The sequence below is a fragment of the Novosphingobium bradum genome (genome assembly GCF_042646485.1).
In the GTDB taxonomy this organism is placed as follows: domain Bacteria; phylum Pseudomonadota; class Alphaproteobacteria; order Sphingomonadales; family Sphingomonadaceae; genus Novosphingobium; species Novosphingobium bradum.
On record NZ_JBHRTQ010000001.1, the window covers coordinates 1 to 20,495 of the forward strand.

The 20,495-nt window shown below is 69.6% G+C and carries 20 protein-coding genes; 8 read left to right on the forward strand and 12 right to left on the reverse strand.

Annotation, left to right across the window (positions count from 1 at the left end; all coding sequences use genetic code 11):
- Positions 1 to 45: 45 nt before the first annotated feature.
- Entirely contained in the window at positions 46 to 519 is a 474-nt protein-coding gene (locus ACFOD9_RS00005; RefSeq protein WP_379508019.1) for a MarR family winged helix-turn-helix transcriptional regulator, read from the reverse strand.
- A gap of 59 nt (positions 520 to 578) precedes the next feature.
- The gene (locus tag ACFOD9_RS00010; RefSeq protein WP_379508020.1) at positions 579 to 1,202 is read right to left on the reverse strand and encodes a hypothetical protein; all 624 of its coding nucleotides are present in this window, start codon (positions 1,200 to 1,202) and stop codon (positions 579 to 581) included.
- Between the two features lie 249 nt (positions 1,203 to 1,451).
- On the opposite strand from ACFOD9_RS00010, the gene ACFOD9_RS00015 reads away from it, so the two are divergent.
- Positions 1,452 to 2,486: a phosphotransferase family protein gene (locus ACFOD9_RS00015; protein ID WP_379508021.1), complete on the forward strand. Its 1,035-nt coding sequence runs from the start codon at positions 1,452 to 1,454 to the stop codon at positions 2,484 to 2,486.
- Complete coding sequence (locus ACFOD9_RS00020; protein ID WP_379508022.1) at positions 2,476 to 3,834, forward strand: MFS transporter; 1,359 nt, start codon at positions 2,476 to 2,478, stop codon at positions 3,832 to 3,834. The genes ACFOD9_RS00015 and ACFOD9_RS00020 overlap by 11 nt, the downstream gene beginning before the upstream one ends.
- Positions 3,835 to 3,883: 49 nt before the next feature.
- Here ACFOD9_RS00020 and ACFOD9_RS00025 read toward each other — a convergent pair whose 3' ends face one another.
- Both ACFOD9_RS00025 and ACFOD9_RS00030 read right to left on the reverse strand, forming a co-directional pair.
- Positions 3,884 to 4,960: an NAD(P)H-dependent amine dehydrogenase family protein gene (locus ACFOD9_RS00025; protein ID WP_379508023.1), complete on the reverse strand. Its 1,077-nt coding sequence runs from the start codon at positions 4,958 to 4,960 to the stop codon at positions 3,884 to 3,886.
- 131 nt (positions 4,961 to 5,091) lie between these two features.
- A complete protein-coding gene (locus ACFOD9_RS00030; RefSeq protein WP_379508024.1) occupies positions 5,092 to 6,258 on the reverse strand; it encodes a sulfotransferase family protein in 1,167 nt (388 codons plus the stop codon).
- 162 nt (positions 6,259 to 6,420) lie between these two features.
- Here ACFOD9_RS00030 and ACFOD9_RS00035 point away from each other — a divergent pair, with 162 nt between their 5' ends.
- A complete protein-coding gene (locus ACFOD9_RS00035) occupies positions 6,421 to 7,200 on the forward strand; it encodes an SDR family NAD(P)-dependent oxidoreductase (protein WP_379508025.1) in 780 nt (259 codons plus the stop codon).
- A gap of 21 nt (positions 7,201 to 7,221) precedes the next feature.
- Entirely contained in the window at positions 7,222 to 7,662 is a 441-nt protein-coding gene (locus ACFOD9_RS00040) for a nuclear transport factor 2 family protein (protein WP_379508026.1), read from the forward strand.
- 92 nt (positions 7,663 to 7,754) lie between these two features.
- Here the strand turns inward: ACFOD9_RS00040 and ACFOD9_RS00045 are convergent, their stop codons facing one another.
- Positions 7,755 to 8,642, reverse strand: coding sequence for a LysR family transcriptional regulator (locus tag ACFOD9_RS00045; protein ID WP_379508027.1), 888 nt, complete (start codon positions 8,640 to 8,642; stop codon positions 7,755 to 7,757).
- Positions 8,643 to 8,773: 131 nt separating this feature from the next.
- Here ACFOD9_RS00045 and ACFOD9_RS00050 point away from each other — a divergent pair, with 131 nt between their 5' ends.
- Positions 8,774 to 10,270 (forward strand): CoA-acylating methylmalonate-semialdehyde dehydrogenase, encoded by a 1,497-nt coding sequence (locus ACFOD9_RS00050; protein WP_379508028.1) that lies wholly within the window; start codon positions 8,774 to 8,776, stop codon positions 10,268 to 10,270.
- 134 nt (positions 10,271 to 10,404) lie between these two features.
- Here the strand turns inward: ACFOD9_RS00050 and ACFOD9_RS00055 are convergent, their stop codons facing one another.
- Entirely contained in the window at positions 10,405 to 11,301 is an 897-nt protein-coding gene (locus ACFOD9_RS00055; RefSeq protein ID WP_379508029.1) for an acyl-CoA thioesterase, read from the reverse strand.
- A 10-nt stretch (positions 11,302 to 11,311) separates the two neighbouring features.
- On the reverse strand, positions 11,312 to 12,070 hold the full coding sequence (locus tag ACFOD9_RS00060) for a TetR/AcrR family transcriptional regulator (protein WP_379508030.1): 759 nt from the start codon (positions 12,068 to 12,070) through the stop codon (positions 11,312 to 11,314).
- A gap of 222 nt (positions 12,071 to 12,292) precedes the next feature.
- Here ACFOD9_RS00060 and ACFOD9_RS00065 point away from each other — a divergent pair, with 222 nt between their 5' ends.
- A complete protein-coding gene (locus ACFOD9_RS00065; protein WP_379508031.1) occupies positions 12,293 to 13,156 on the forward strand; it encodes an alpha/beta fold hydrolase in 864 nt (287 codons plus the stop codon).
- A 9-nt stretch (positions 13,157 to 13,165) separates the two neighbouring features.
- Here the strand turns inward: ACFOD9_RS00065 and ACFOD9_RS00070 are convergent, their stop codons facing one another.
- From ACFOD9_RS00070 to ACFOD9_RS00085, 4 genes are all read right to left on the reverse strand, one after another.
- Positions 13,166 to 13,627: a nuclear transport factor 2 family protein gene (locus ACFOD9_RS00070; protein WP_379508032.1), complete on the reverse strand. Its 462-nt coding sequence runs from the start codon at positions 13,625 to 13,627 to the stop codon at positions 13,166 to 13,168.
- A gap of 10 nt (positions 13,628 to 13,637) precedes the next feature.
- A complete protein-coding gene (locus tag ACFOD9_RS00075) occupies positions 13,638 to 14,471 on the reverse strand; it encodes an SDR family NAD(P)-dependent oxidoreductase (protein WP_379508033.1) in 834 nt (277 codons plus the stop codon).
- Between the two features lie 132 nt (positions 14,472 to 14,603).
- Positions 14,604 to 15,548, reverse strand: a complete 945-nt coding sequence (locus ACFOD9_RS00080; RefSeq protein WP_379508034.1) for an alpha/beta hydrolase — start codon at positions 15,546 to 15,548, stop codon at positions 14,604 to 14,606.
- 88 nt (positions 15,549 to 15,636) lie between these two features.
- Complete coding sequence (locus tag ACFOD9_RS00085) at positions 15,637 to 16,407, reverse strand: enoyl-CoA hydratase-related protein (protein WP_379508035.1); 771 nt, start codon at positions 16,405 to 16,407, stop codon at positions 15,637 to 15,639.
- Between the two features lie 221 nt (positions 16,408 to 16,628).
- On the opposite strand from ACFOD9_RS00085, the gene ACFOD9_RS00090 reads away from it, so the two are divergent.
- A complete protein-coding gene (locus tag ACFOD9_RS00090; protein ID WP_379508036.1) occupies positions 16,629 to 17,537 on the forward strand; it encodes an enoyl-CoA hydratase/isomerase family protein in 909 nt (302 codons plus the stop codon).
- A 72-nt stretch (positions 17,538 to 17,609) separates the two neighbouring features.
- Positions 17,610 to 18,032, forward strand: coding sequence for a nuclear transport factor 2 family protein (locus ACFOD9_RS00095; RefSeq protein ID WP_379508037.1), 423 nt, complete (start codon positions 17,610 to 17,612; stop codon positions 18,030 to 18,032).
- 96 nt (positions 18,033 to 18,128) lie between these two features.
- Here the strand turns inward: ACFOD9_RS00095 and ACFOD9_RS00100 are convergent, their stop codons facing one another.
- Entirely contained in the window at positions 18,129 to 20,336 is a 2,208-nt protein-coding gene (locus ACFOD9_RS00100) for an acyl-CoA dehydrogenase (RefSeq protein WP_379508038.1), read from the reverse strand.
- Between the last annotated feature and the right edge of the window lie 159 nt (positions 20,337 to 20,495).

Consider the following 20,495-nt stretch of genomic DNA (forward strand, 5'->3'; position numbering starts at 1 on the left):
CTCATCGTCGCCGCCATCATCTGGTGGGCCAATTGAGTCCGGACCCTAGTCCGCCTCGGCGGCCTCGGCCGGTTCCTTCGCCGCGATCAGGTCGGCACCATTCAGATTACGCACCATCTGCTCCAGCATCCGCAGCAGTTCGGCCTGCTGGGCGGGGTCGATTCCGGCCAGCGCGGTCGCCTCCTCGTCGAGCGCGACTTCGGAGAGATTGTCGAGGATCGGCGCGGCCTCATCCTTGAGGTAGATGCGGTAGGCGCGCCGGTCCATCGGATTGGGCCGCCGTTCGACCCAGCCGGAAGCCTCCAGCCGATCGATGATCCGCCCCGCCGTCACGCTGTTGATTTCCAGTTGCGAGGCCAGCTCGCTCTGGGTGGAGCCTTCGTTCCGGCTGATCGAGGCGATCATCGTCCACTGCGAGCGGGTCAGCCCCAGCGACCGCGCGCGCGCATCGAAGCGGGTGCGAAACAGCCGCGCCGCCCACGAAAGATGGAACGATATCCTGGGTGTGCTTTCGTCCACTCGACCTCCCGACCCGGCGCCTCCGGTCCTTTACCACGGGCGGCGCCGATTGCCAGCGATCAGGCGCGAGCCAGGGCGCCGGGCGGCGCGAACAGCGGATATTGTCCGCCGGCAGGCATCGGTTGCTCGACCGGCCCGGGACGCTCGGGCCGGCGGCGCAGGAGCAGGCGCGCCGGCCCGCTCAGGGTATAGACCGCCTGGCGCTGCCCGCCGCGATTGCGATGGTCCACCCGGTAGCCCTGGTAATGGCGGCGCAGCAGCCCGGCTTCGACCAGTTCGCTGACCGTGCGGCTGAGGTTGGTCTTGCCGGCCTGGCAGGCCCGTTCGCTCACCGCCTGATCGATCTGGGCGCGGGCCTGGGCGGGATCGGGCGAGAGTTCCCCCCTGCCCGCCAGATCGGCCGCGACCCGTTGCTCGAGCGAGCGGCGGCGCGAATCCCGTTCGGCCAGCCGGCCCAGCGCCGTGCTCAACCAGTCGCGCAGGCCCATCGGCTGGCCGTCGATCGCCACGCATGGCCCGGCCTTGCCTTGCGCGTCGGCCACTTCGGCAAGGAGGCACAGGACCATGAAGGCATAGCGCGGACGCGCGCTGGCCCGGGCGACCGCGCCCATCAGCCCGGTCAGGGCATCGTCGGCGGGAAGGCCCGGAAGCGGAGGCGAAGCGAGGAGGGCGGCTTGGAACATGGCGGGATTGAATCAAGCACATAGGCCGAACAAAGGGAATCCCCAATCTGCGCCGCCCGCGCGGCTTGTCGCTGGTGACACTTTGCCGGCGGGCAAAGTGTCACCAGCGACCTTTCCCGCGCCATCGCCGGGGCGCGATCCCGAGCGGTGTTGCGATCGGCCTTGCCCAAGGCGGGGGCACAGGCCACACTTGCCTCGGCCCGCTTGCACGGAGCCAGACAGGGAGCCGGGCCAAGGGAGCCGGGAAGGATGATCGCAGACGCCGAACTCGCGCCCGTCCGCGCCGACGACCAGCTGGACTGGGCGGCGCTCGAAGCCTGGCTGCGCGCGGCAATTGCCGACCTGCCGCCGGCGCCGATGCAGGTCGGCCAGTTCGCGCGCGGCCATGCCAACCTCACCTACCTCATCACTTTCGCGGATCGCCAGCTGGTCCTGCGCCGCCCGCCCCACGGCGCCATCGCCCCCGGCGCCCACGACATGGGCCGCGAATACCGGGTGCTCGCGAAGCTGTGGCAGGCCTGGCCCCGCGCGCCGCGCGCCCATGCCCTGTGCGAGGACGAAAGCGTGATCGGCGCCCGCTTCGTGGTGCAGGACTACCGGGCCGGCGGCGAGGTGTTCTTCAAGGCCCGGCCCGCCTCGATGGAAGGCCTGCCCCACTTCGGCGAGCGGATCACCCGGGCGCTGGCCGAAGCCCTGGCCGATCTCCACAAGGTTGATTACGCCGCGATCGGCCTGGCGGATTTCGGGCGGCCCGAAGGCTATCTCGAGCGCCAGCTCGCCGGCTGGCACGACCGCTGGCGCCGGGTCGCCTCGGCCCAGCCCGTCCCCGGCCTCGAAGACCTGGGCGAACGGCTGGCGCGCGACGTGCCGCGCCCGCTGCTCGCCACCATCGTCCACAACGACTTCAAGCTCGACAATTGCCAGTTCCGCCCGGGCGAGCCGGACCGGGTGGTGGCCGTGTTCGACTGGGACATGGCGACCATTGGCGATCCGCTGGTCGATGTCGGCATCGCGCTCGATTACTGGCCGCTCACCCACGGCAACCCGGCGCTCGGCCTGCCGCCGGGCGACGCCTTCAAGCGCCACTATGCCGCGCAGATGGGCATCGATGTCGCCGCGATCGCCTGGTACGAGGCCTTTGCCGCCTGGCGCAGCGGCATCGCCACCCAGCAGATGTATCACCGCTTCGTTTCGGGCCAGACCAGCGATGCGCGGATGCAGGCGGTCGGCCGGCGCGTGGTGGAATTCGCGGCGCGCGGCAAGGCTGCGCTCGATGCGGCCTGATTCGGCGATGAACGATCCGGCGATGAACGATCCGGCGGGCATTGCGGGCAAGCCCGGCGCGGGGCCGGCCTCGGCGCTGGCGGAATGGCGCGCGCATTGGCCGGTGGTGCTGGTTGGCGCGCTGGGCATGATGATGGTCAGCTGCAACCTCTATTCGCTCGGCACCTTCGTGAAGCCGTTGCAGGAGGAATTCGGGTGGAGCCGGGCGCAGATCACCGGCGGCCACCTCATCACGACCATGCTGGCCGTGGTCATCGGCCCGCTGATCGGCCTCATGGTCGATCGCCATGGCCCGCGCCGGGTGGCGATCCCCGGCACCTTCGCCTTCTGCCTCGCGCTGGCCGGCCTGTCGCTCGCCGGCCCGTCGATCTGGTCGTGGTGGCTGCTGTGGGGGCTGGTCGCGGTGGTGACCCTGGCGGTATCCCCGGCGGTCTGGACCACGGGCGTGACCCGCGCCTTTTCCCGCAGCCGGGGGCTGGCCCTGGCGGTCACGCTGAGCGGCACCGGGATCGGCCTGGCGCTGGCGCCCAATTTCACCACCCTGCTGATCCGGCTTCATGGCTGGCGGGTGGCCTATGTGGGCCTGGCCGCCGCGCTGGCGGTGATCGTGGTGCCGGCGATCATCCTGCTGCTGCGGGTGCCGCCGCGCGGCGGGGTGGCCGACCGGAATGCGGCGCATTCCCGCGCCTTCACCCTTGCCCCGTCGACCGGGTGGCGGGCGCTGCTGCTCGATCCGCGCTTTCTCAAGCTGGCCTTCACCACGCTGGCCTTCGCGATGGGGGCCATGTCGTTCACGATCAACCTGGTGCCGATCCTGATGTCGACCGGGCAGACCGCGCAAGGGGCGGCCGGGCTGAGCGCGGTGATCGGCCTCGCCTCGGTGACCGGGCGCCTGTCGAACGGCTGGCTGCTTGACCGGTTCGACGGCAACAAGGTCGGCGCGGTCTCGGTTGCCTTCCCGGTGCTGGGCTGCCTGTGCTTCGTTCTCGCGCCGGGATCGACCGCGATGGTGGTGGCCGGCACCTTCGCCATCGGCCTCGCCATGGGCGGCGAATACGACGTGATCGCCTATCTCGCCTCGCGCCATCTGGGCACCCGCGATTTCGCCACGGTCTTCGCCATTCTCAACGGCCTGCTGGGCCTGGCCGGCGGGATCGGGCCGATCCTGTTCAGCCGGGTCTACGATGTGACCGGCTCCTATATGCCGGCGCTGTGGGCTTCGATCCCGCTCTACCTTGCCGCCGCCAGCGCCCTGCTCCTGCTTGGCCCCTTCCGCGAGGAGGCGGCCGAACCGGGCGACAGCGCGCTGGAGAGCGAACTGCGCGCCGCCGCTGCCGGCGCGCTCTGACGGTCCGCGCGGTGGCGGGCCAAAGTGGGGATCACAAGGCGTGGGGGGATCAGAACCCCGGGCTGCCCGAAACGCCCTTGCCCAGGATGCCCCGGCCCATGATCATCGGCAGGTCGGTCAGCGTGCGGACGCCCGGCTCGGCTTCGAGCACATAGGGAATGGCGTGGATCGCGTGCATCGCGCCGGCCAGGCAACCGGCATCGTTGTTGTCCTGCCCGTCCAGCCCGATCTCGGCGGAAAGCTTCCACGAGGGCGCGCCCTCGATCCGCACATACCAGCCGCGCCCTTCCGGCCAGTCCGCCGGGACCGGCGCGCCGGCGCGGGTCACGTGTTCGATGGTCAGCTTCGGCTCGCCGTCGATGATCGCGGTGAAGGAATAGCGCTTGCCCGCCACCGTGCCCTTGGCCAGCGTGCCGGCGGCGATCACCATGTCCTCGGGCGCGGGGATGGTCTGCATCTGGAAAACGAATTTCTCGATCGTGGCGCCCAGCGCGTCGGCGATCATCAGCAGCGGCGCGCCGAACGAGCCGGAGCCTTCGATCGGCACGTCGGTGGGCGGCACGTTGTGGGCCGGGCCGCCGAAGCCCATCAGCTGGAACATGGCGACCGGGGCCGGATAGGTCGAATAGTCCATGATCTCCTGCATCACCAGCCGGTCGATCCGCCCGGTCACCGCCGAAAGGGTGAGCGGCAGGATATCGCCGCCCCAGCCGGGGTGGATGCCGGTGGCGTGGAAGCTGGTGCCCCCTTCCCGGCAGGCTGCCTCCAGGCGTTCGAGCACGCCGGCCCCGGCGGCCTTGGGATAGATCAGCGAGGTGGTGGCGGTGGAGACCACGTTCTTGCCCGAGGCCAGCAGCCGGCACAGTTCCTCGACCGGCTTCTCGACCCCGAATTCCTCCAGCGCCATGTAGAGGACCACATCGGCCTCCATCGCGTAGATCGCTTCCTTGTCGGTCGTCGCCAGCACGCCGGTGGGCGCGACCCCGCAGATTTCACCAACGTCCTTGCCGGCCTTGGCCTCGCTCATCACGTAGCAGCCGACCAGGTCGAAATCGGGATGGGCGATCACCGCCCGCGCGGCGTGCTGCCCGGCCACGCCGGTGCACCATTGAATGACCTTGACCATGCTTGCTCTCCCCGGACGGCTGGCGTCTCTCGTCGGGCGATCATGGCCATTAACCGCTGCGTGTAAACGCCGGCCCCGCGCCTATCGCCGCCGCGATCGGCCCGCCTCACAGGCCCGCCTCTCTGGCCCGCTTACAGCGCGGCCAGCGCCTCGTGCTCGCGCGGGATGGCGAAGCGCTGGCGGTAGGCGGAAAAGCGTTCGGCCACTTCGGCTTCGTCCAGCCCGAATTCGCGCAGGGCATAGGGGTTGGCCCCGCGCTTGCCCTTGGGATTGGCCCGGTGCCATGCCCGGATGCCCTCGCGCACATGGTCGGGGCAGCCGAAGCCCAGCGCCTCCTGGGCATCGCCATAGGCGCCGGCCGGATCGGACAGCAGGCGGTAATAGTCGACATGGACCAGCCGACCGGCATGGGGGCCATCGGCAAAAGCCATCAGCCGGTCGACATGGCGTTCGATGAAATGCAGCATCTGGCGGCCAACGTGGTGGGGATCGACCGGGCGATCCTGCCGCACGCCGCGCAGGACCAGGGTCAGCCGCGCGATCGAGGCGACGACCTGGACCGGATCGCGGTGGGTCATCGATACCCGGGCATCGGGATAGGTGGCCAGGATCGCATCGAGGCCGAGCAGGTGGTTGGGATATTTGAGCGCCCAGCGGGCGGGCGGCAGGTTCCACTGCCACAATTGCAGCTGGCGCTGGTGGATGCGGGTGACGGGGCCAAAATCGCCGTCGCACAGGAATTCGAAGTAGCCGGGCACGTCGAGCAGGTTGTGGAAGCCGGCTGCGGCATAGCCCTGTTCGAGCGTGCCGTGGCATTCCTCGGGGCCATCAAGGTCCATCAGGTGGACCGCCTCGAACCCGGGCGGCAGGGGGGTAGACCGGCGCCGTTCCACCTCGATCGCCTTGCGCGCCGCCACCGAGGCGGGATCGGCGCCGGGCGGCGGATTGGGCATGGCCGATTGCCAGGTGCGGATCATCCGGTAGCGCGGATCGTGATCGAACAGGTACTGGAAGGCGGTGGTGCCTGAGCGCGGCAGGCCGGTGAGGATCAGCGGGCTGTCGATCCGCTCGTCCAGGATTGCCGGGATTCGCTGGGTCCAGGCGATCCCTTCGAGCCGGTCCACCGCGCGCTGGACCAGGGCAGCGCGGGTGATCGCCGCCCCTTGCGCCGAAAGCTTGCCATCGGCCGCGATCGCGGCGACGAGCTGCTCAAGGTGGGGGAGGATCGCCGCGCGGTCGGGATCGTCCACGCCCACCGTGGCACGGGCCTCGTCCAGGATGGCCTCGGCATTCATCATCGCGTTCTCTCCCGATCGTGGTGTTCAGCCTCGCTGACCGGGCCGCCAAGTCAAGCGCCGGGCCATCGCCCCTGCGAAGTCGCGCCGGCGCGGACCCGTGCGCCTCGACAAGCGCCCCGCGCCGCTGCCAGCATGGCGCGAGCATCACGGGAGACGCGCCGCATGACCGGACAGTTCATCGATCTTGCCGGCCGCGTCGCGGTGGTCACCGGGGGCGGCACCGGGATGGGCGCGGCCACGGCGCTGCTGTTTGCGCGGTGCGGCGCCGACGTGGCGATCTGCGGCCGCCGCCCCGAACCGCTGGCCGAAACCGCCGTGCGGATCGAGGGCGAGACCGGGCGGCGCTGCCTGGCCCTGCCCACCGACGTGCGCGACGAGGCCCAGGTCGAGGCGCTGATCGCGGCCGTGGTCGAGCGGCTCGGGCGGATCGACATCCTGGTGAACAATGCCGGCGGATCGACCCTGGCGCGGCTGGACGAGCTGACCACCAAGATGTGGGACCGTTCGTTCTCGCTCAATGTCGATGCCGCCTTCCATGCCACGCGGGCGGCCGGGCGGCATTTCCTCGCGCAGAAATCGGGCGCCATCGTCAACATCTCATCGATGGCCGGGATCAACGGGCTGAAGAAGGGCGCACACTATGCGGCCGCCAAGGCGGCCTTGCAGATGCTGACCCGGGTGGCCGCGGCCGAATGGGGTCCGCACGGGGTGCGGGTCAACTGCGTGGCGCCGGGGCTGATCGCCTCGGAGCTGGCGCTGGAAGGGTGGAAGACGAACGGGGTCGATCCCGACAAGGTGAGCCAGGCCATCCCGCTGCGCCGGGTGGGCACGCCCGAGGATATCGCCAATGCCGTGGCCTTCCTTGCCAGCGATGCGGCGTCGTATATCTCGGGCGAAGTGCTGGCCGTGGCCGGCGGCCCGGCGATGAGCGGGAATGATTGATCCTGTTGCGGGAGAACGCCGATGACCCTTGAAGAGCTGATCGCGCGCGAATCGATCCGCGATACCCTGGCCGTGGTTTCGCGCGCCGGGGATCATCTGGACGTGGAGGCCTATGTCGGCAGCTTCACCCCCGATGGCCTGCTGGAATATGGTACCCGGCTGCACAATGCCGGGCGCGAGGCGATCCGCGCGTGGATGGAAGGGGCCAGGCGCCACGCCGACAAGCGCGGGCTGATCCGCCACAACGTGACCAGCACCTGCATCGAGCTGACCGGCCCGGTCGGCGCGCCGACCGGGGCGCAGGTGCGCTCCTACTATCACGTCTACACCGGGATCGGCCCGGATCACTTCGGCTGGTACGAGGATCGCTTCGAACCCTGCGAGGGGCGCTGGCTGCTGGCCCACCGCGCGGTGGGGGTGGACTGGGTTTCACCCGAAAGCCGCTTCGCCCCGCGCCAGTGAGCGGGAGTTTCCCCGGGGAAACCCTGGAATTTGTGCACTCTCGTGGAAGCGGCACCGGTGCCGCACCTGTTTCCGTATAACTGAAACAGCGATCAAAACCGCTCGCGCGCCTCGTTGACCACGGCATCGAGGAAATCGACCACGGCGCGAACGCGCGGCAGGCGTTGCTGGTCGGCGTGGATCGCCAGCCAGTAGGCGCGGCGGATCTCGATCTGATCGGGCAGGAGGCGGACCAGCGCCGGATCGGCATCGGCGGCAAAGACATGGAGCACGCCAAGCCCGAGGCCGCCGGCCACCGCCGCGTGCTGGGCGGCGATCGAGGTGGAGCGGAACACCGGCCGGGCATCGGCGGCCACTTCGCCCAGGAAGCGCAGTTCCGGGGCATCGATCCGATCATCGATATAGCCGGCGAAGGGATGGTCCGAGAGGCGCTCGGCCGTGATCGGCCCGGCGGTTTCGACATAGCGGCGCGCGGCGTAGAGCCCGAGGCGGTATTCGGTGAGCCGCCGGGCGATGATCGGCCCGGCCTGGGGGCGATTGAGCAGCACGGCCACATCGGCCTCGCGCTTGGCGAGGCTGACCAGTTGCGGTTCGGGCGCGAGTTCGAGGCGCAGTTCGGGATGGGCGGCGTGGAGCCGGTGGACCTCAGGCGCGACCAGCCAGGTGCCGAAGGCTTCCGGCGTCGCCAGCCGCACCGCGCCCGACACCCGCGCGTCGGTTCCCGAGAGGTGATTGGCGGCGGCGGCAACCTCGCCCTCGATCCGTTCGGCGTGATCGACCAGCAGGTGGCCGGCATCGGTCAGGGTGACGCCGCGCGGATTGCGCTCGAACAGGCGCGCGCCGACCGCGCCCTCCAGCGCGCCGAGCCGGCGGGCGACGGTGGTGTGATCGAGGCCGAGCGCGCGGCCCGCGCCGACCAGCCGCCCGGCCCGGGCAATGGCGAGGAACAGGCGCAGATCGTCCCAGTCGAGCGGGGTCATCGGTTCAGTCCTTGCATTTTTGCACAGCCCTTACGCGAAATCTCGTCTTTCTGTGTCAAAATACATCGACTAGGGCAAGGCCATCCCGCCGGGTGGAATCGTGCCCGGTGGCCCCTGACAGGAGAGAACCCATGCGCTTGATCAGCCATTTCATCGACGGCGTTGCGGTGAGCGAGCCGGGCCGGCTTGGTGACGTGTTTGCCCCCACCACCGGCGAGGTCCAGGCCCAGGTCGAACTGGCCGAGGTGTCCATGCTGGAACGCGCGGTGGCCAGCGCCCGGGCGGCCCAGCCCGAATGGGCCGCGACCAACCCGCAGCGCCGCGCCCGCGTGATGTTCGCGTTCAAGTCGCTGATCGAGGCCCACATGGACGAGCTGGCCGAACTGCTCGCCTCCGAGCACGGCAAGGTGGTGTCCGACGCCAGGGGCGATATCCAGCGCGGGCTGGAAGTGGTGGAATTCGCCTGCGGCGTGCCCCACCTGATGAAGGGCGAATATACCGAGGGCGCCGGTCCCGGGATCGATGTCTATTCGCTGCGCCAGCCGCTGGGCATCGCGGCGGGGATCACCCCGTTCAACTTCCCCGCGATGATCCCGCTGTGGATGTCGTCGGTGGCGATCGCCTGCGGCAATGCCTTCATCCTCAAGCCGTCGGAGCGCGATCCCTCGGTGCCGGTGCGCCTGGCCGAGCTGGCGATCGAGGCCGGCCTGCCCAAGGGCATTCTCAACGTGGTCCACGGCGACAAGGTGATCGTGGACGCGATCTGCGACCACAAGGACATCAAGGCGGTGAGCTTCGTGGGTTCCTCCGACATCGCCAACTACGTCTACCAGCGCGCCGCGGCGGCCGGCAAGCGCGCCCAGTGCATGGGCGGGGCCAAGAACCACGGCATCGTCCTGCCCGACGCCGATCTGGACCAGACCGTGGCCGACATCCTGGGCGCGGCCTATGGTTCGGCGGGCGAGCGCTGCATGGCGCTCCCCGTGGTGGTGCCGGTGGGCGAGCAGACCGCCAATGCCCTGCGCGAGCGGCTGGTGGCCGAGATCGAGAAGCTCAAGGTGGGCATTTCGACCGATCCCGACGCGCACTACGGCCCGGTGGTCACCGCCCAGCACAAGGCCCGGATCGAAGGCTATATCCAGCTTGCGATCGACGAGGGTTCGGAACTGGTGATCGATGGCCGGGGCTTCGCGCTCCAGGGCTACGAGGAGGGCTATTTCCTGGCCCCCACCCTGCTTGACCGGGTGACCCCGGAGATGAAGAGCTACCAGGAGGAGATCTTCGGGCCGGTGCTCCAGATCGTGCGCGCCAACAGCTTCGACGAGGCGATCGGGCTGGCCAGCAAGCACCAGTATGGCAACGGCGTGGCCCTGTTCACCCGCAACGGCGATGCCGCGCGCCAGTTCGCCGCCACGGTGGAAGTGGGCATGGTGGGCATCAACGTGCCGATCCCGGTGCCGGTGGCCTATCACTCGTTCGGCGGGTGGAAGCGTTCGGGCTTCGGCGACATGGACCAGTATGGCATGGACGGGATCCGCTTCTACACCCGCACCAAGAAGGTGACCCAGCGCTGGCCTTCGGGCGGCTCGGTGGTGGACCAGAGCTTCGTCATCCCGACGATGAAGTAAACGCCGGGAAGCAAGCGCCGGGCATCGAAAGCCCCTCCCCGGCGGGGAGGGGTTGGGGTGGGGTTGGCGCCTTCCGGGCGCGCCGGGCCCCCCTCCCCGACCCTCCCCTTCAGGGGAGGGAGTTCCGGCCTGCTTCAGGCCCGGTCGGCGTAGCGGCGCAGGGAGATTTCCTGGACCGTGGAGGCGACCAGCCGGCCGGCGCGATCGAGGATGCGGCCCTGGGCCAGCCCCCGCCCCTGCCCCGCCCAATCGCTGCTGGCGCGATAGAGCAGCCAGTCATCGGCCCGCGCCGGGCCATGCAGCCACAGCGAATGGTTGAGCGAGTTCACGCCGTAGCCTTCGTGCGGGATAACCGCGGTGGCGGCGAGCCAGTAGTCCGAGGCGAAGGCGATCATCGCGTGGTGATCGCGCGGCGCGGCGAGCGCGCTGGCGCTGGGCACGCGGAACCAGAAATCGCGGGCGATGGCGCCGCCCGGTTCATGGCGCGCGGTGGGATCGGGTATCCGCAGCTCCACCGGAAACGGCAGGGCGAAAGCGCGGCGCATCATCGGCGGCAGCCGGTCGGGATTGCGCGCGGCGACTTCGCGCATATCCAGCAGGCCTTCGGGGCCGGGTGCAGCGGGGCCGACCCCATCGGAAATGGCGCCGGCCTGGTGTTCGGCGGCCCCATCCTCGGGGTCGTGGAACGCGCAGAGGGCATCGAAGATCGCGCGGCCATCCTGGCTGGCAATCACCCGGCGAGAGGCATAGCGGCGCCCGTCGCGCGTGCGTTCGACCGCATAGTCGATCGGGCGATCGAGTTGGCCGGCGCGCAGGAAATGGCCGGTGAGGGTATGGGCCGGCCAGTCGGGCACGGTGGCCCCGGCCGCGGCCAGCGCCTGGGCCAGCGGCTGGCCGCCGAACAGGGTGCCGGTGCGGTTGTCCTGATTGCGCCAGGCGCGGAAGCGATCGTGGCCAAGGGGTTCGAGGGCGAGCAGGTCGGCGGCGGCCAGGGCCGCATCGCCCGAGCTGATCGGGGGGCGGGCGTTCATCGCGGCAAGGTCACGGGCGGGCGTGGCGCTGGTCGCGGATCGCGAGGAACAGCAGGTGGGCCTCGGCCGCGAGCAGGTGTTCGATATCGTCGGGATCGCTGGCATGGCCGGTGGTCACCCCGAAGGGATAGACCGGATTGGTCAGCACGGTGCAGATCCGTTCGACCCCGGTGAGCAGGACCCGGGCGATGTGGATCGGGAAGCTGGCGCTGTCCTGCGGATCGCCGGCCATCTGCTCCACCAGCATCACGATCACCGGATGGAGCGCCTGGTGCCGGGCATCGAGGAAGCGGGGATCGTTGGCATCGGCCAGCGTGTTGCGAAGGTGCATGATCCGGCTGTTCTCGCGCCAGAAGGCATAATAGGCCCGGGTGAATTCCAGGCAGCGCCGGGCCAGCACCTCGTCGGTCCAGAAGGTGCGGAGCAGTTCGACGAAGACCACCGGCCCCTTGTTGGGGATGCGGCGCAGCGCGGTCAGCGCGAGGGCGCCGAGATCGGGGAAATAGAGGTAGAGCGTGCTCAGCCCGAGGCCGGATTCGCGCGCGACGGCCGAAAGGGTGATCGGGCATTCGGGCGGTCCGCCGAGCAGGCGCTCGAAAGCGGCGAGGATCCGTTCGCGCGATTCCTTGCCCTTGCGGCCAAGGCGCCGGCCCAGGACGTTCTGGGTGCCCATGGCGGCATCGGTGACGGCGGCATCGGCCACGGCCGCATTCGTGCCCGGTTCGGGACCGGTAACGGTAACACGCTTGTTCAGAATTCCGGAATTCACGCTGGTCCCCGCGACGGTGCGCCCCACGCGCCAGCCATGCCCTGCCCGGGCATTTCCGACAACCGCATGACCATCGCCCAAGCGATACCGGAGCGCCGGCCCGCGCCTTGCCCCCGGGCTTGCGGGGCGTATCGCCGGGACAATATCGCTCCGGGCCGGTAGCCAGGCGGCCAGGCCGGGGGCAACCCGAAGGGCAAAAGCGGGAAATGGGAGAGCGGCACAGTGGAACGGATCGAATTTGCCGGGCACCGGGGCGTCAGGCTGGTGGCCGATGCGGTGGGACCGGCCGACGGCCTGCCGGTGATCTTCCTCCACGGCGGCGGGCAGACCCGCCAATCCTGGGGCAAGGCGGTGCGCGAGGCCGGCGCGCGGGGGCTGCGGGCGCTTGCGCTCGACCTGCGCGGCCACGGCGAAAGCGGCTGGGCGCCCGATGCCGACTACGGGATCGACGCCTTCGCCGACGACGTGCGCGCGGTGATCGCCGCGCTGGGCCGCCCGCCGGTGCTGGTGGGCGCCTCGCTGGGCGGGATGACCGCGCTGGTCGTTGCCGCCGACCAGCCTTCGCCGGTGGCCGGGCTGGTCCTGGTCGACATCGCGGTGCGGATCGAGCCGGAGGGCACCCGCGAGATCGGCGATTTCATGATGAGCGCACCCAACGGCTTCGCCAACCTTGAAGAAGCGGCCGATGCGGTGGCCGCCTACCTCCCCCACCGCCCCCGGCCCAAGGACACCTCGGGCCTGATGCGGAACCTGCGCCTGCGCGAGGATGGCCGGCTGCACTGGCACTGGGATCCGGCCTTCATCCGCCGCCGCCCCAAGGAGGCGGAAGCGGGAGCGGGCGCCAGAAAGCTGCCCACCTATGCCACCGATCTCGAAACGGCGGCCCGGCGGCTGACGGTGCCTACCCTGCTGGTGCGCGGCGGGCGCAGCCGGGTGGTGACCCACGACGGGGCCATGCACTTCCTCGAACTGGTGCCCCATGCCCGCTATGCCGACGTGGCCGGCGCCGATCACATGGTGGCCGGCGATGCCAACGATGCCTTCAACGCGGTGGTGATGGACTTCCTGGCCGGGATCGCCGGATAAGGCCCGCGCTCAGACGGCGTGGTCGAAGCCGGGGGCGCCGGGGCGATCAAGGCGCAGGCGGGTGACGAGCTGGGTCTTGATCTGCCAGCCGGCTTCTTCCGATTTCTCGTAGGTTTCGTGGTAATGCCCGTAGCCGATCAGCTCGGGCGCGCCGGGATGGGCCTGCGGGCCGGGCTTCAACCGATCGACGAAGGGCCAGATCGCCCTGGCCGTGGTGGGCGAGGTGATCTCGATCTGCGGGTTGTGGCCATGGTGGACAGTGACCACGCCGGCGAGCGCCTTGGCGACATAGGCCACGAAATCCTCGCGCGGGCCGGCGATCTTCTGCTGTTCGGCGATCATTTCGTGCGCCATCTGCGGCGCCCAGACCTGGGTGAAGCCATCCCAGTCCTTGGTATCGAGGCAATAGAAGTAGCGGGCCTTGAGATTGCGGATCGCTTCGATGGCGAGCAGGGTCTGTACCGGGTCCATGATGGGTTCCTCAGTTCGCGGCCATGCGATCGAAGGCGCGCAGCACGGCCTGTTGCCGGGCTTCGACCTGGGCGCGATAGGTGCCGTGGGTGATGATGTAGGGCTCGCCGCTGGCAAGATCGCGCAGGAGGTTTCGCACGGCGTGAGCGGGGGTGGCGACATGGTCCGCCGATATCTCGGCGCTGGCCATCATCACCTGCACGTCGGCCATGTCGAACCGCGATTCGCCAAGAGCCGGCGGGCGCGAGGCCCGGCTGGATTCCAGGTGGCGGGTGGGCATTCCGCCGGGGAAGACAAGGGTGACGTTGATCCCTTCCGCCGCCAGTTCCTGGCGCAGCACCTCGCCATAGCCGGTGACCGCGAACTTGGAGGCGACATAGGCGCCCATCCGCGCGCCGAGCTGGAAAAAGCTGCACGAGGAGGTGATGACCACGTGGCGATCCCCTTCCCCCGCCCGGAGCAGCGGCAGGAAGGCGTTGACCGTGTGGATCACCCCCATGACGTTGACCGAGAGCACCCATTGCCAGTCCTGGTCGGTGAGCGTGTCGGCCGCGCCGAACTGCTGGACGCCGACATTGGCGCACAGCACGTGGACCGCGCCGAAGCGGGCGCGCGCCGCTTCGGCGGCCCGGGCGAGCGAGGCCTTGTCGGCCACGTCGACCGGGAGGGCCATGGCCTCGATCCCGCGCCCGCGCAGTTCGGCCGCCTTGGCCTCGGCGCGCGGGCCATCGATGTCGAGCAGGACGAGATTGGCCCCGGCCTCGCCGAACAGGTCGGCCATGGCCGCGCCAAGGCCCGAACCGGCGCCGGTGATGACCGCGGTGCGGCCCGCATATTCGCCCATGGCGGCTCCTTCCCGTTCCGGCTGCGGGGCATGGCCGGCCGGTTTGGCCAAGGGCTAACCGAGCGTGCGGCCGCGTTCAACGCAAGGGGCGGCGGGATCGCGGGGCCGATGCCCACGGCCGATGCGCGCGGCTCAGGCCTGCCAGTGGGCCTCGGCGAAGCGGCGCATCTGGCGCTGGAGGGCGGCAACCTCGGGCGAGCGCGGGAAGCCCATGTGCGAGGCGCCATCGAGCACGTGGAGATCGGCCGGGACATCGGCGGCGCGCAGGGCCGCGTGGAGGCGCACGGTGTTTGACAGATAGAGGTCGCGCGTGCCGGTGGAGAGGAAGCTGGGCGGAAAGCCGGGCGCGAAATCGCCGAACAGCGGCGACAGGTAGGGGTGGGCAAGATCCGCCCCGTTGGCGTAGAGCCGGTTGACCGGCATCAGGCTGGAAAGGCCGCGATCCACGCCCATCAGGGTGGCAAAACTGTCGCCCGATTCGGTGAGATCGGCTTCCGGGGTCTGGAGGATCGCGGCGGCGGGGAGCGGCAGGCCTTCATCCCGCGCGCGCAGGACCAGCGCGGCGGCCAGGTTGCCCCCGGCCGAGGCGCCGCCGACGATGATCTCGCCCGGCGCGCGGTCTTCCAGCAGCAGGCGATAGGCGGCGAGGCAATCGTCGAGCGCGGCGGGATAGGGATGATCGGGCGGCATCCGATAGTCGAGCGCCCAGGTTTCGACGCCGAGCACGGCGGCCATCATCAGGCCCATCCGGCGGGTGATATCGCCCCCGCCGAAGACCAGCGCGCCGCCGTGGAGGTTGAGGAACACCCGGCGATCATCCTGAGCGAGGCCCGGCGGGCGCAGGACGAAGACATTGGCCGCGCCGGCCCGAAGCCGGGACTGGGCATGGTCGGCCGCGCCGGGCACTTCGGGCAGGGCCGCCGCCATGGCCGCGTCGCGGTCCGCGACATAGCGCTTCCACCCGGCCACATCATCCGGCGCGGGCATCGGCGGCCAGGCGATCAGCGGGCCGAAAGTGGCCTGGGCCTCGGGGCTGAGGAAGGCCGGGACGGGGAGCCGGCGTGCTGGGACTTCCATCGGGGGCACATCCAATGGCGTTCCGGGCTGGGGAGTTCCGGGCGCATCGCTCATCCTGCCGTCTCCCCAGCCTCGGCCACCTGCCGCCTTACCTGCCCTGGAAGCTGGGCTTGCGCTTTTCGAGGAAGGCGCCGATCCCCTCGCTGCGATCCTCGGTGGCGAAGAGCAGCTGGAAGGCATTGCGTTCGAGCAGCAGCGCGGTGTCGAGCGAGGCATCGGCGCCCAGCTTGACCACCTCCTTGATCGAGCCGACCGCGATCGGCGCCAGGGCGGCGATCTTCGCGGCGAGCTTGAGCGCGTGGGGCAGCGCCTCCTCATCGGCCACGCATTCCGAGGCCAGGCCCATGGCCACGGCTTCGGCGGCGGGGATCTGGTCACCGGTGAGGGCATAGCGCATGGTCTTGTACTTGCCCGCCGCGCGCAGCATCCGCTGGGTGCCGCCCGCGCCCGGCATGATCCCGACGCGCACTTCGGGCAGGCCGAACTTCGCGCCCTCGCCGGCGATGACGATATCGCAATGGAGCGCCAGCTCGCAGCCGCCGCCAAGGGCAAAGCCGTTGATCGCGGCGATCACCGGCACGCGGCAGGCATCGAGCGCTTCCCAGGCGACGCGGGCCTCGCGGAAGGCGGCATCGTGGACCGTGCGGCTCATCAGTTCGACCAGGTCGGCCCCGGCGGCGAACGCCTTTTCATTGCCGGTGATGACGATGGCGCGGGTTTCGCCATCGTTGCCGAGGCGGTTGATCATCTCGGCCAGGGTGCGGCGCAGCGAGAGCGAGAGCGCGTTGAGCGCCTCGGGCCGGTTGAGCCGCAGCAGGGCCACGCCCTGGCTGGGCCGTTCCTCGAGCACTTCGGACATTCGCAGGTTCCCTTTCGCAATCCCGGTTCGCGCCGGTGGTTAGCTATTTGCGCCATGCGCCGCAACCACCGGCGCGCGTGGACATGGCCGCGAGGCTGCGATATCGGCCACGGCCAAGCCCGCTGGCCGAGGGGACTCGGCCGCCCCGTTGGCGGGCCACGCAAAAAGCGCTAGACGATTGGCCAGGATCAATCGCCCCGCGCCAGGTTACAGGAGTTTGTATGTCCGAGAATGAAGCCCCCAAGGGCGCGATCGACCCCGATGACGATCTGGAGAACCTGGTCCGCTACGAGATGGTCGAGCCGCACATCTGCCGGATCAGCCTGAACCGTCCGCACCGCCGCAACGCCGTGCTTTCGCCCGACATGAACGAGCTGCTCGCCAAGCGGTTCGAGCAGGCCCAGGACGATGACGACGTGAAGGTGATCATCCTTGCCGGCGAGGGCAAGGACTTCTGCTCGGGCGAGGATACCCGCCGCGTTCCGGCCGAAACCTTCGGCCTCAAGAAGGGCGAGCGGCTGGGCCAGTCCAAGCGGATGCGCGGAATGCGAAAGACCTACGAGAGCTTCTACAGCGGCACGCTGTGGGGCGACAAGGTGGTGATCGGCGCCTGCCAGGGCGCGGTCATGGGCCTGGGTTTCCACTTCGCCATGTCGTGCGATATGCTGATCTGCGCCGACGACGCCAAGTTCGCCCGCCGCCAGGCGCGGATCGGCTTTGCCGGGTTCGACGCCATGCTGCCGATCGCCCTGATGAAGATGGGCATGAACCGGGGCATGGAGGTGATGCTCACCGGCCGCACCGTGACCGCGGCCGAGCTGAAGGACTGGGGCGTGGCCAACCAGGTTGTCCCGCGCGATCAGCTTGAGGCGGAAGCCCTGCGCTATGCCCGCGCGATCGCCTGCCTGTCCACCGATGGCCTGATGCTGGGCAAGCGCGCCATGCACCAGGTTCTCCACGGGATCGGCCTGGCGCAATACCAGAGCTTCGCTTCCGTGGGCCACCCGCTGTTCACCAACCTGGTTTGGCGCGAGGATGAATACAACTTCCTCAAGGCCCGCAACGAACATGGCAACAAGGGCGCCTGGGCCGCGCTCAACAAGCAGTTCGAGGACCAGGGCTTCGAGTAGACGCCCGCTTTCCGCCACGACCCGGGCCACGCCGATGGCCCGGGCGGGCACGCTTTCCCGGGAGAGAATGGCATGACCGAGAATGGCAGGGGCATTGCGGAGAACAAGCGGACCGTTCTGGATTTCATGCAGAGCCTGTCGAGCATGGCGCCCGACTGGGACCTGCTGGCCGACGATGCCTCGTGGTGGATCCAGGGCCGCGAAACGCTCGACAAGCCGGCCTTCCAGGCCATCGCCGCCGCGATGCATGACAAGCGCACCGGCGGGCAGATGTTCATCGACCACGTGACCGCCGAGGAGGACCGCGTGGCGGTGGAATCGCACAGCCGGATCGAGATGAAGGACGGCCGGCTGTTCGAGAACACCTACCACTTCCTGTTCACCCTGCGTGACGGGAAGATCGTGGCCGCGCGCGAACACTATGACACCGCCTATGCGCGCGATTTCTTCGGTGCGGCGGCGCAGGACCAGATGATCGCCGGGGCCAGGGGCTGACCCGTCGCGGACCGGCGACGGGCGCCGGTTGGCCCCGTGGCGCGCCCGAACCCGCCCCCTCCCCGGCGGGAAGGGGGCGGCGGGGCTTTCATATCCCTAGCGCGTGCGCGGCAGGCCGAGCTGCTTTTCGGCCACCTGGCTGCGCTGGACCTCGCTGGTGCCGCCATAGGTCGTGGCGACGTGCGAATGGCGGTAGCACTGGTTGATGAAGGCCGCGTCGGCCGAGGCGAAGGCCAGCGATTCGGGCGCGGTGAGGTTGAGGATATCGAACGAATCGGCGTGATAGGTATCGGCCGAGAACATCTTGACCGCCGGGCCATAGGCGAAGTTGGGCTTGCCTTCGGCCGTTACCCACAGGATCCGGTAGAACAGGAGGTCGGAGGCCGCGACATTGGCGAGCGCGCGCACCAGCCGGCGGCGCGCGCCGGCATCGGCCAGGCCCGGCTGGCCATGGCGGGTGGTCTGCGCCAGCAGGCGTTCGGCCGAATGGACCATGCGTTCGTGATAGGGGCTGAAGGTCATCCCCTGTTCCAGTTCAAGGCCCAGCGCCAGCACCTTCAGCCCGCCGTTGATCTCGCCCAGGCGATAGGCGTCGGGCACGACCACGCCATCATAGTAGGTGATGTTGGTGCGTTCGTCCTGGAAGGTCTTGACCTCCTGGATGGTGACCCCTTCGGCTTTCAGCGGCACCATGAACATGGTGATGCCCTTGTGCTTGGGCTGATCGGGATCGGTCCGCGTGAGCATGATCACATAGTCGGAATGTTCGGCGCCGCTAGTGAACATCTTCGAGCCATCGATCCGCCAGCTCCCATCGGGGAGGCGGGTGGCGCGGGTTTTCGCGGCAAAGACATCGGACCCGGAACCCGGCTCGCTGTAGCCCAGCGCGCAGAGGATCTCGCCCTTGATGATCCGCGAGAGGATATCGTCCTTGCACTGTTGCGTGCCATAGCGATCGATCATCAGGCCGATGATGTTGGCCGTGCCCTGGCCGTGGGTGGTCCAGTTGAAATCGTCCCACACCTTGTGGGCGGCCTGGATCGCATAGGTGCCGACCTCGCGGCCGCCGATCCGCCTGGGCCAGGCGGGCAGGAGCAGGCCGGCCTCGGCCAGCTGGCGGTGCACCTGCGGATCGTGGCCGGCGTAGGAATAGTGGGCCTTGGCGCGCAGTTCCGGGGTCAGCACGCGCTCGAAGAAGGCGCGAGTTTCCTCGGCCAGGGCTTCGGCTTCCTCGCCCAGGCCGAATTCGACCGCCATCTCGCCCGCGTCGGGCAGGCTGACCGCCTCGCCATCGTAGCGGCGGCGCGCGGCTTCATCGAGCAGCAGCTCGGGATCGCCCAGCACCAGCAGCCAGGCGCGCGAGCGCAGGTTGAACAGGTGGATATCGTATTCCAGGGTCAGCCCATAGCCGCCGAAGGTGTGCAACCCGCGCGACACCGCCTTTTCCGCGGCCTGGCCGGCGAACCACAGGGTGGCGGAAATCCGCTCAGCCGCATCGCCCTCGCCATCGGCGATCGCGCGGATCGTGCGCCAGACCATCAGCCGCCCGGCATCGACCGCGACGATGGCATCGGCCAGCGGGTGCGACACGGCCTGATAGGTGCCGATCGGCTTGCCGAACTGCACGCGTTCGCAGGCATATTGTGCGGCGATGCGGATCGCCTCCTTCGACAGGCCGACCAGCGCGGCGGCGATCAGCAGCTTCCATTCCTCAAGCCCCGCCGCGAAAGTGGCGCGGGCCAGCGCGCCCTGCCCCAGCACGGTGCGCTGGCCCGCGCCAAGATCGAGCCGGGCGATGGGCGTGGAGGCCAGGGTCTTTTCCACGCCGCGCGATGCGCCGGGGCGGACCAGGACGATCGCATCGCCATCGCGCGCCAGCACCGCTTCGGCCACCGCGCCGCCGGGCACGAGCTGGGAAGGCTGGGCGGCGGCATCGTGCAGCGCGAGGGTGACCAGGCTGCGCCCTTCGGCGACCGCATCGCGCAGGCCGCTGGCGTCATCGGGATCGAGCTGGGCCAGCAGGCGCGCGGCGACGATGCCTTCGGCCAGTGGGCCGCTGGCCAGGGTGCGGCCGGCTTCCTCCATCAGCAGCGCGGCGTCGAAGATCCCCATGCCGAGGCCGCCGGCAGATTCCGGCACGCGGATCGCCAGGGCGCCCTGTTCGGCCAGTCCCTGCCACAGCGCCGCGTCGAAACCGCCCTGCGGGATCGCCTCGCGCACGCGCGCCACGCTGCTTTCCGCATCGAGGAACCGCGCGAACATATCGGTCATCATCACCTGGTCTTCAGACGGTTCGAGGTGCATCGATCTCTCCGTGGGATGCGCGCCGGACGTTGCCGGCCATGACTTTATCGTTGGCGCCCCGGTGCCATTCCGCCGTGGCGGTGGCAAGCTGCGCCGAGGGGCAGTGTCAAACCGTTACCTCATTCATCGCTCCCCCGCTAGGAAAGGAGCCGAATCAGC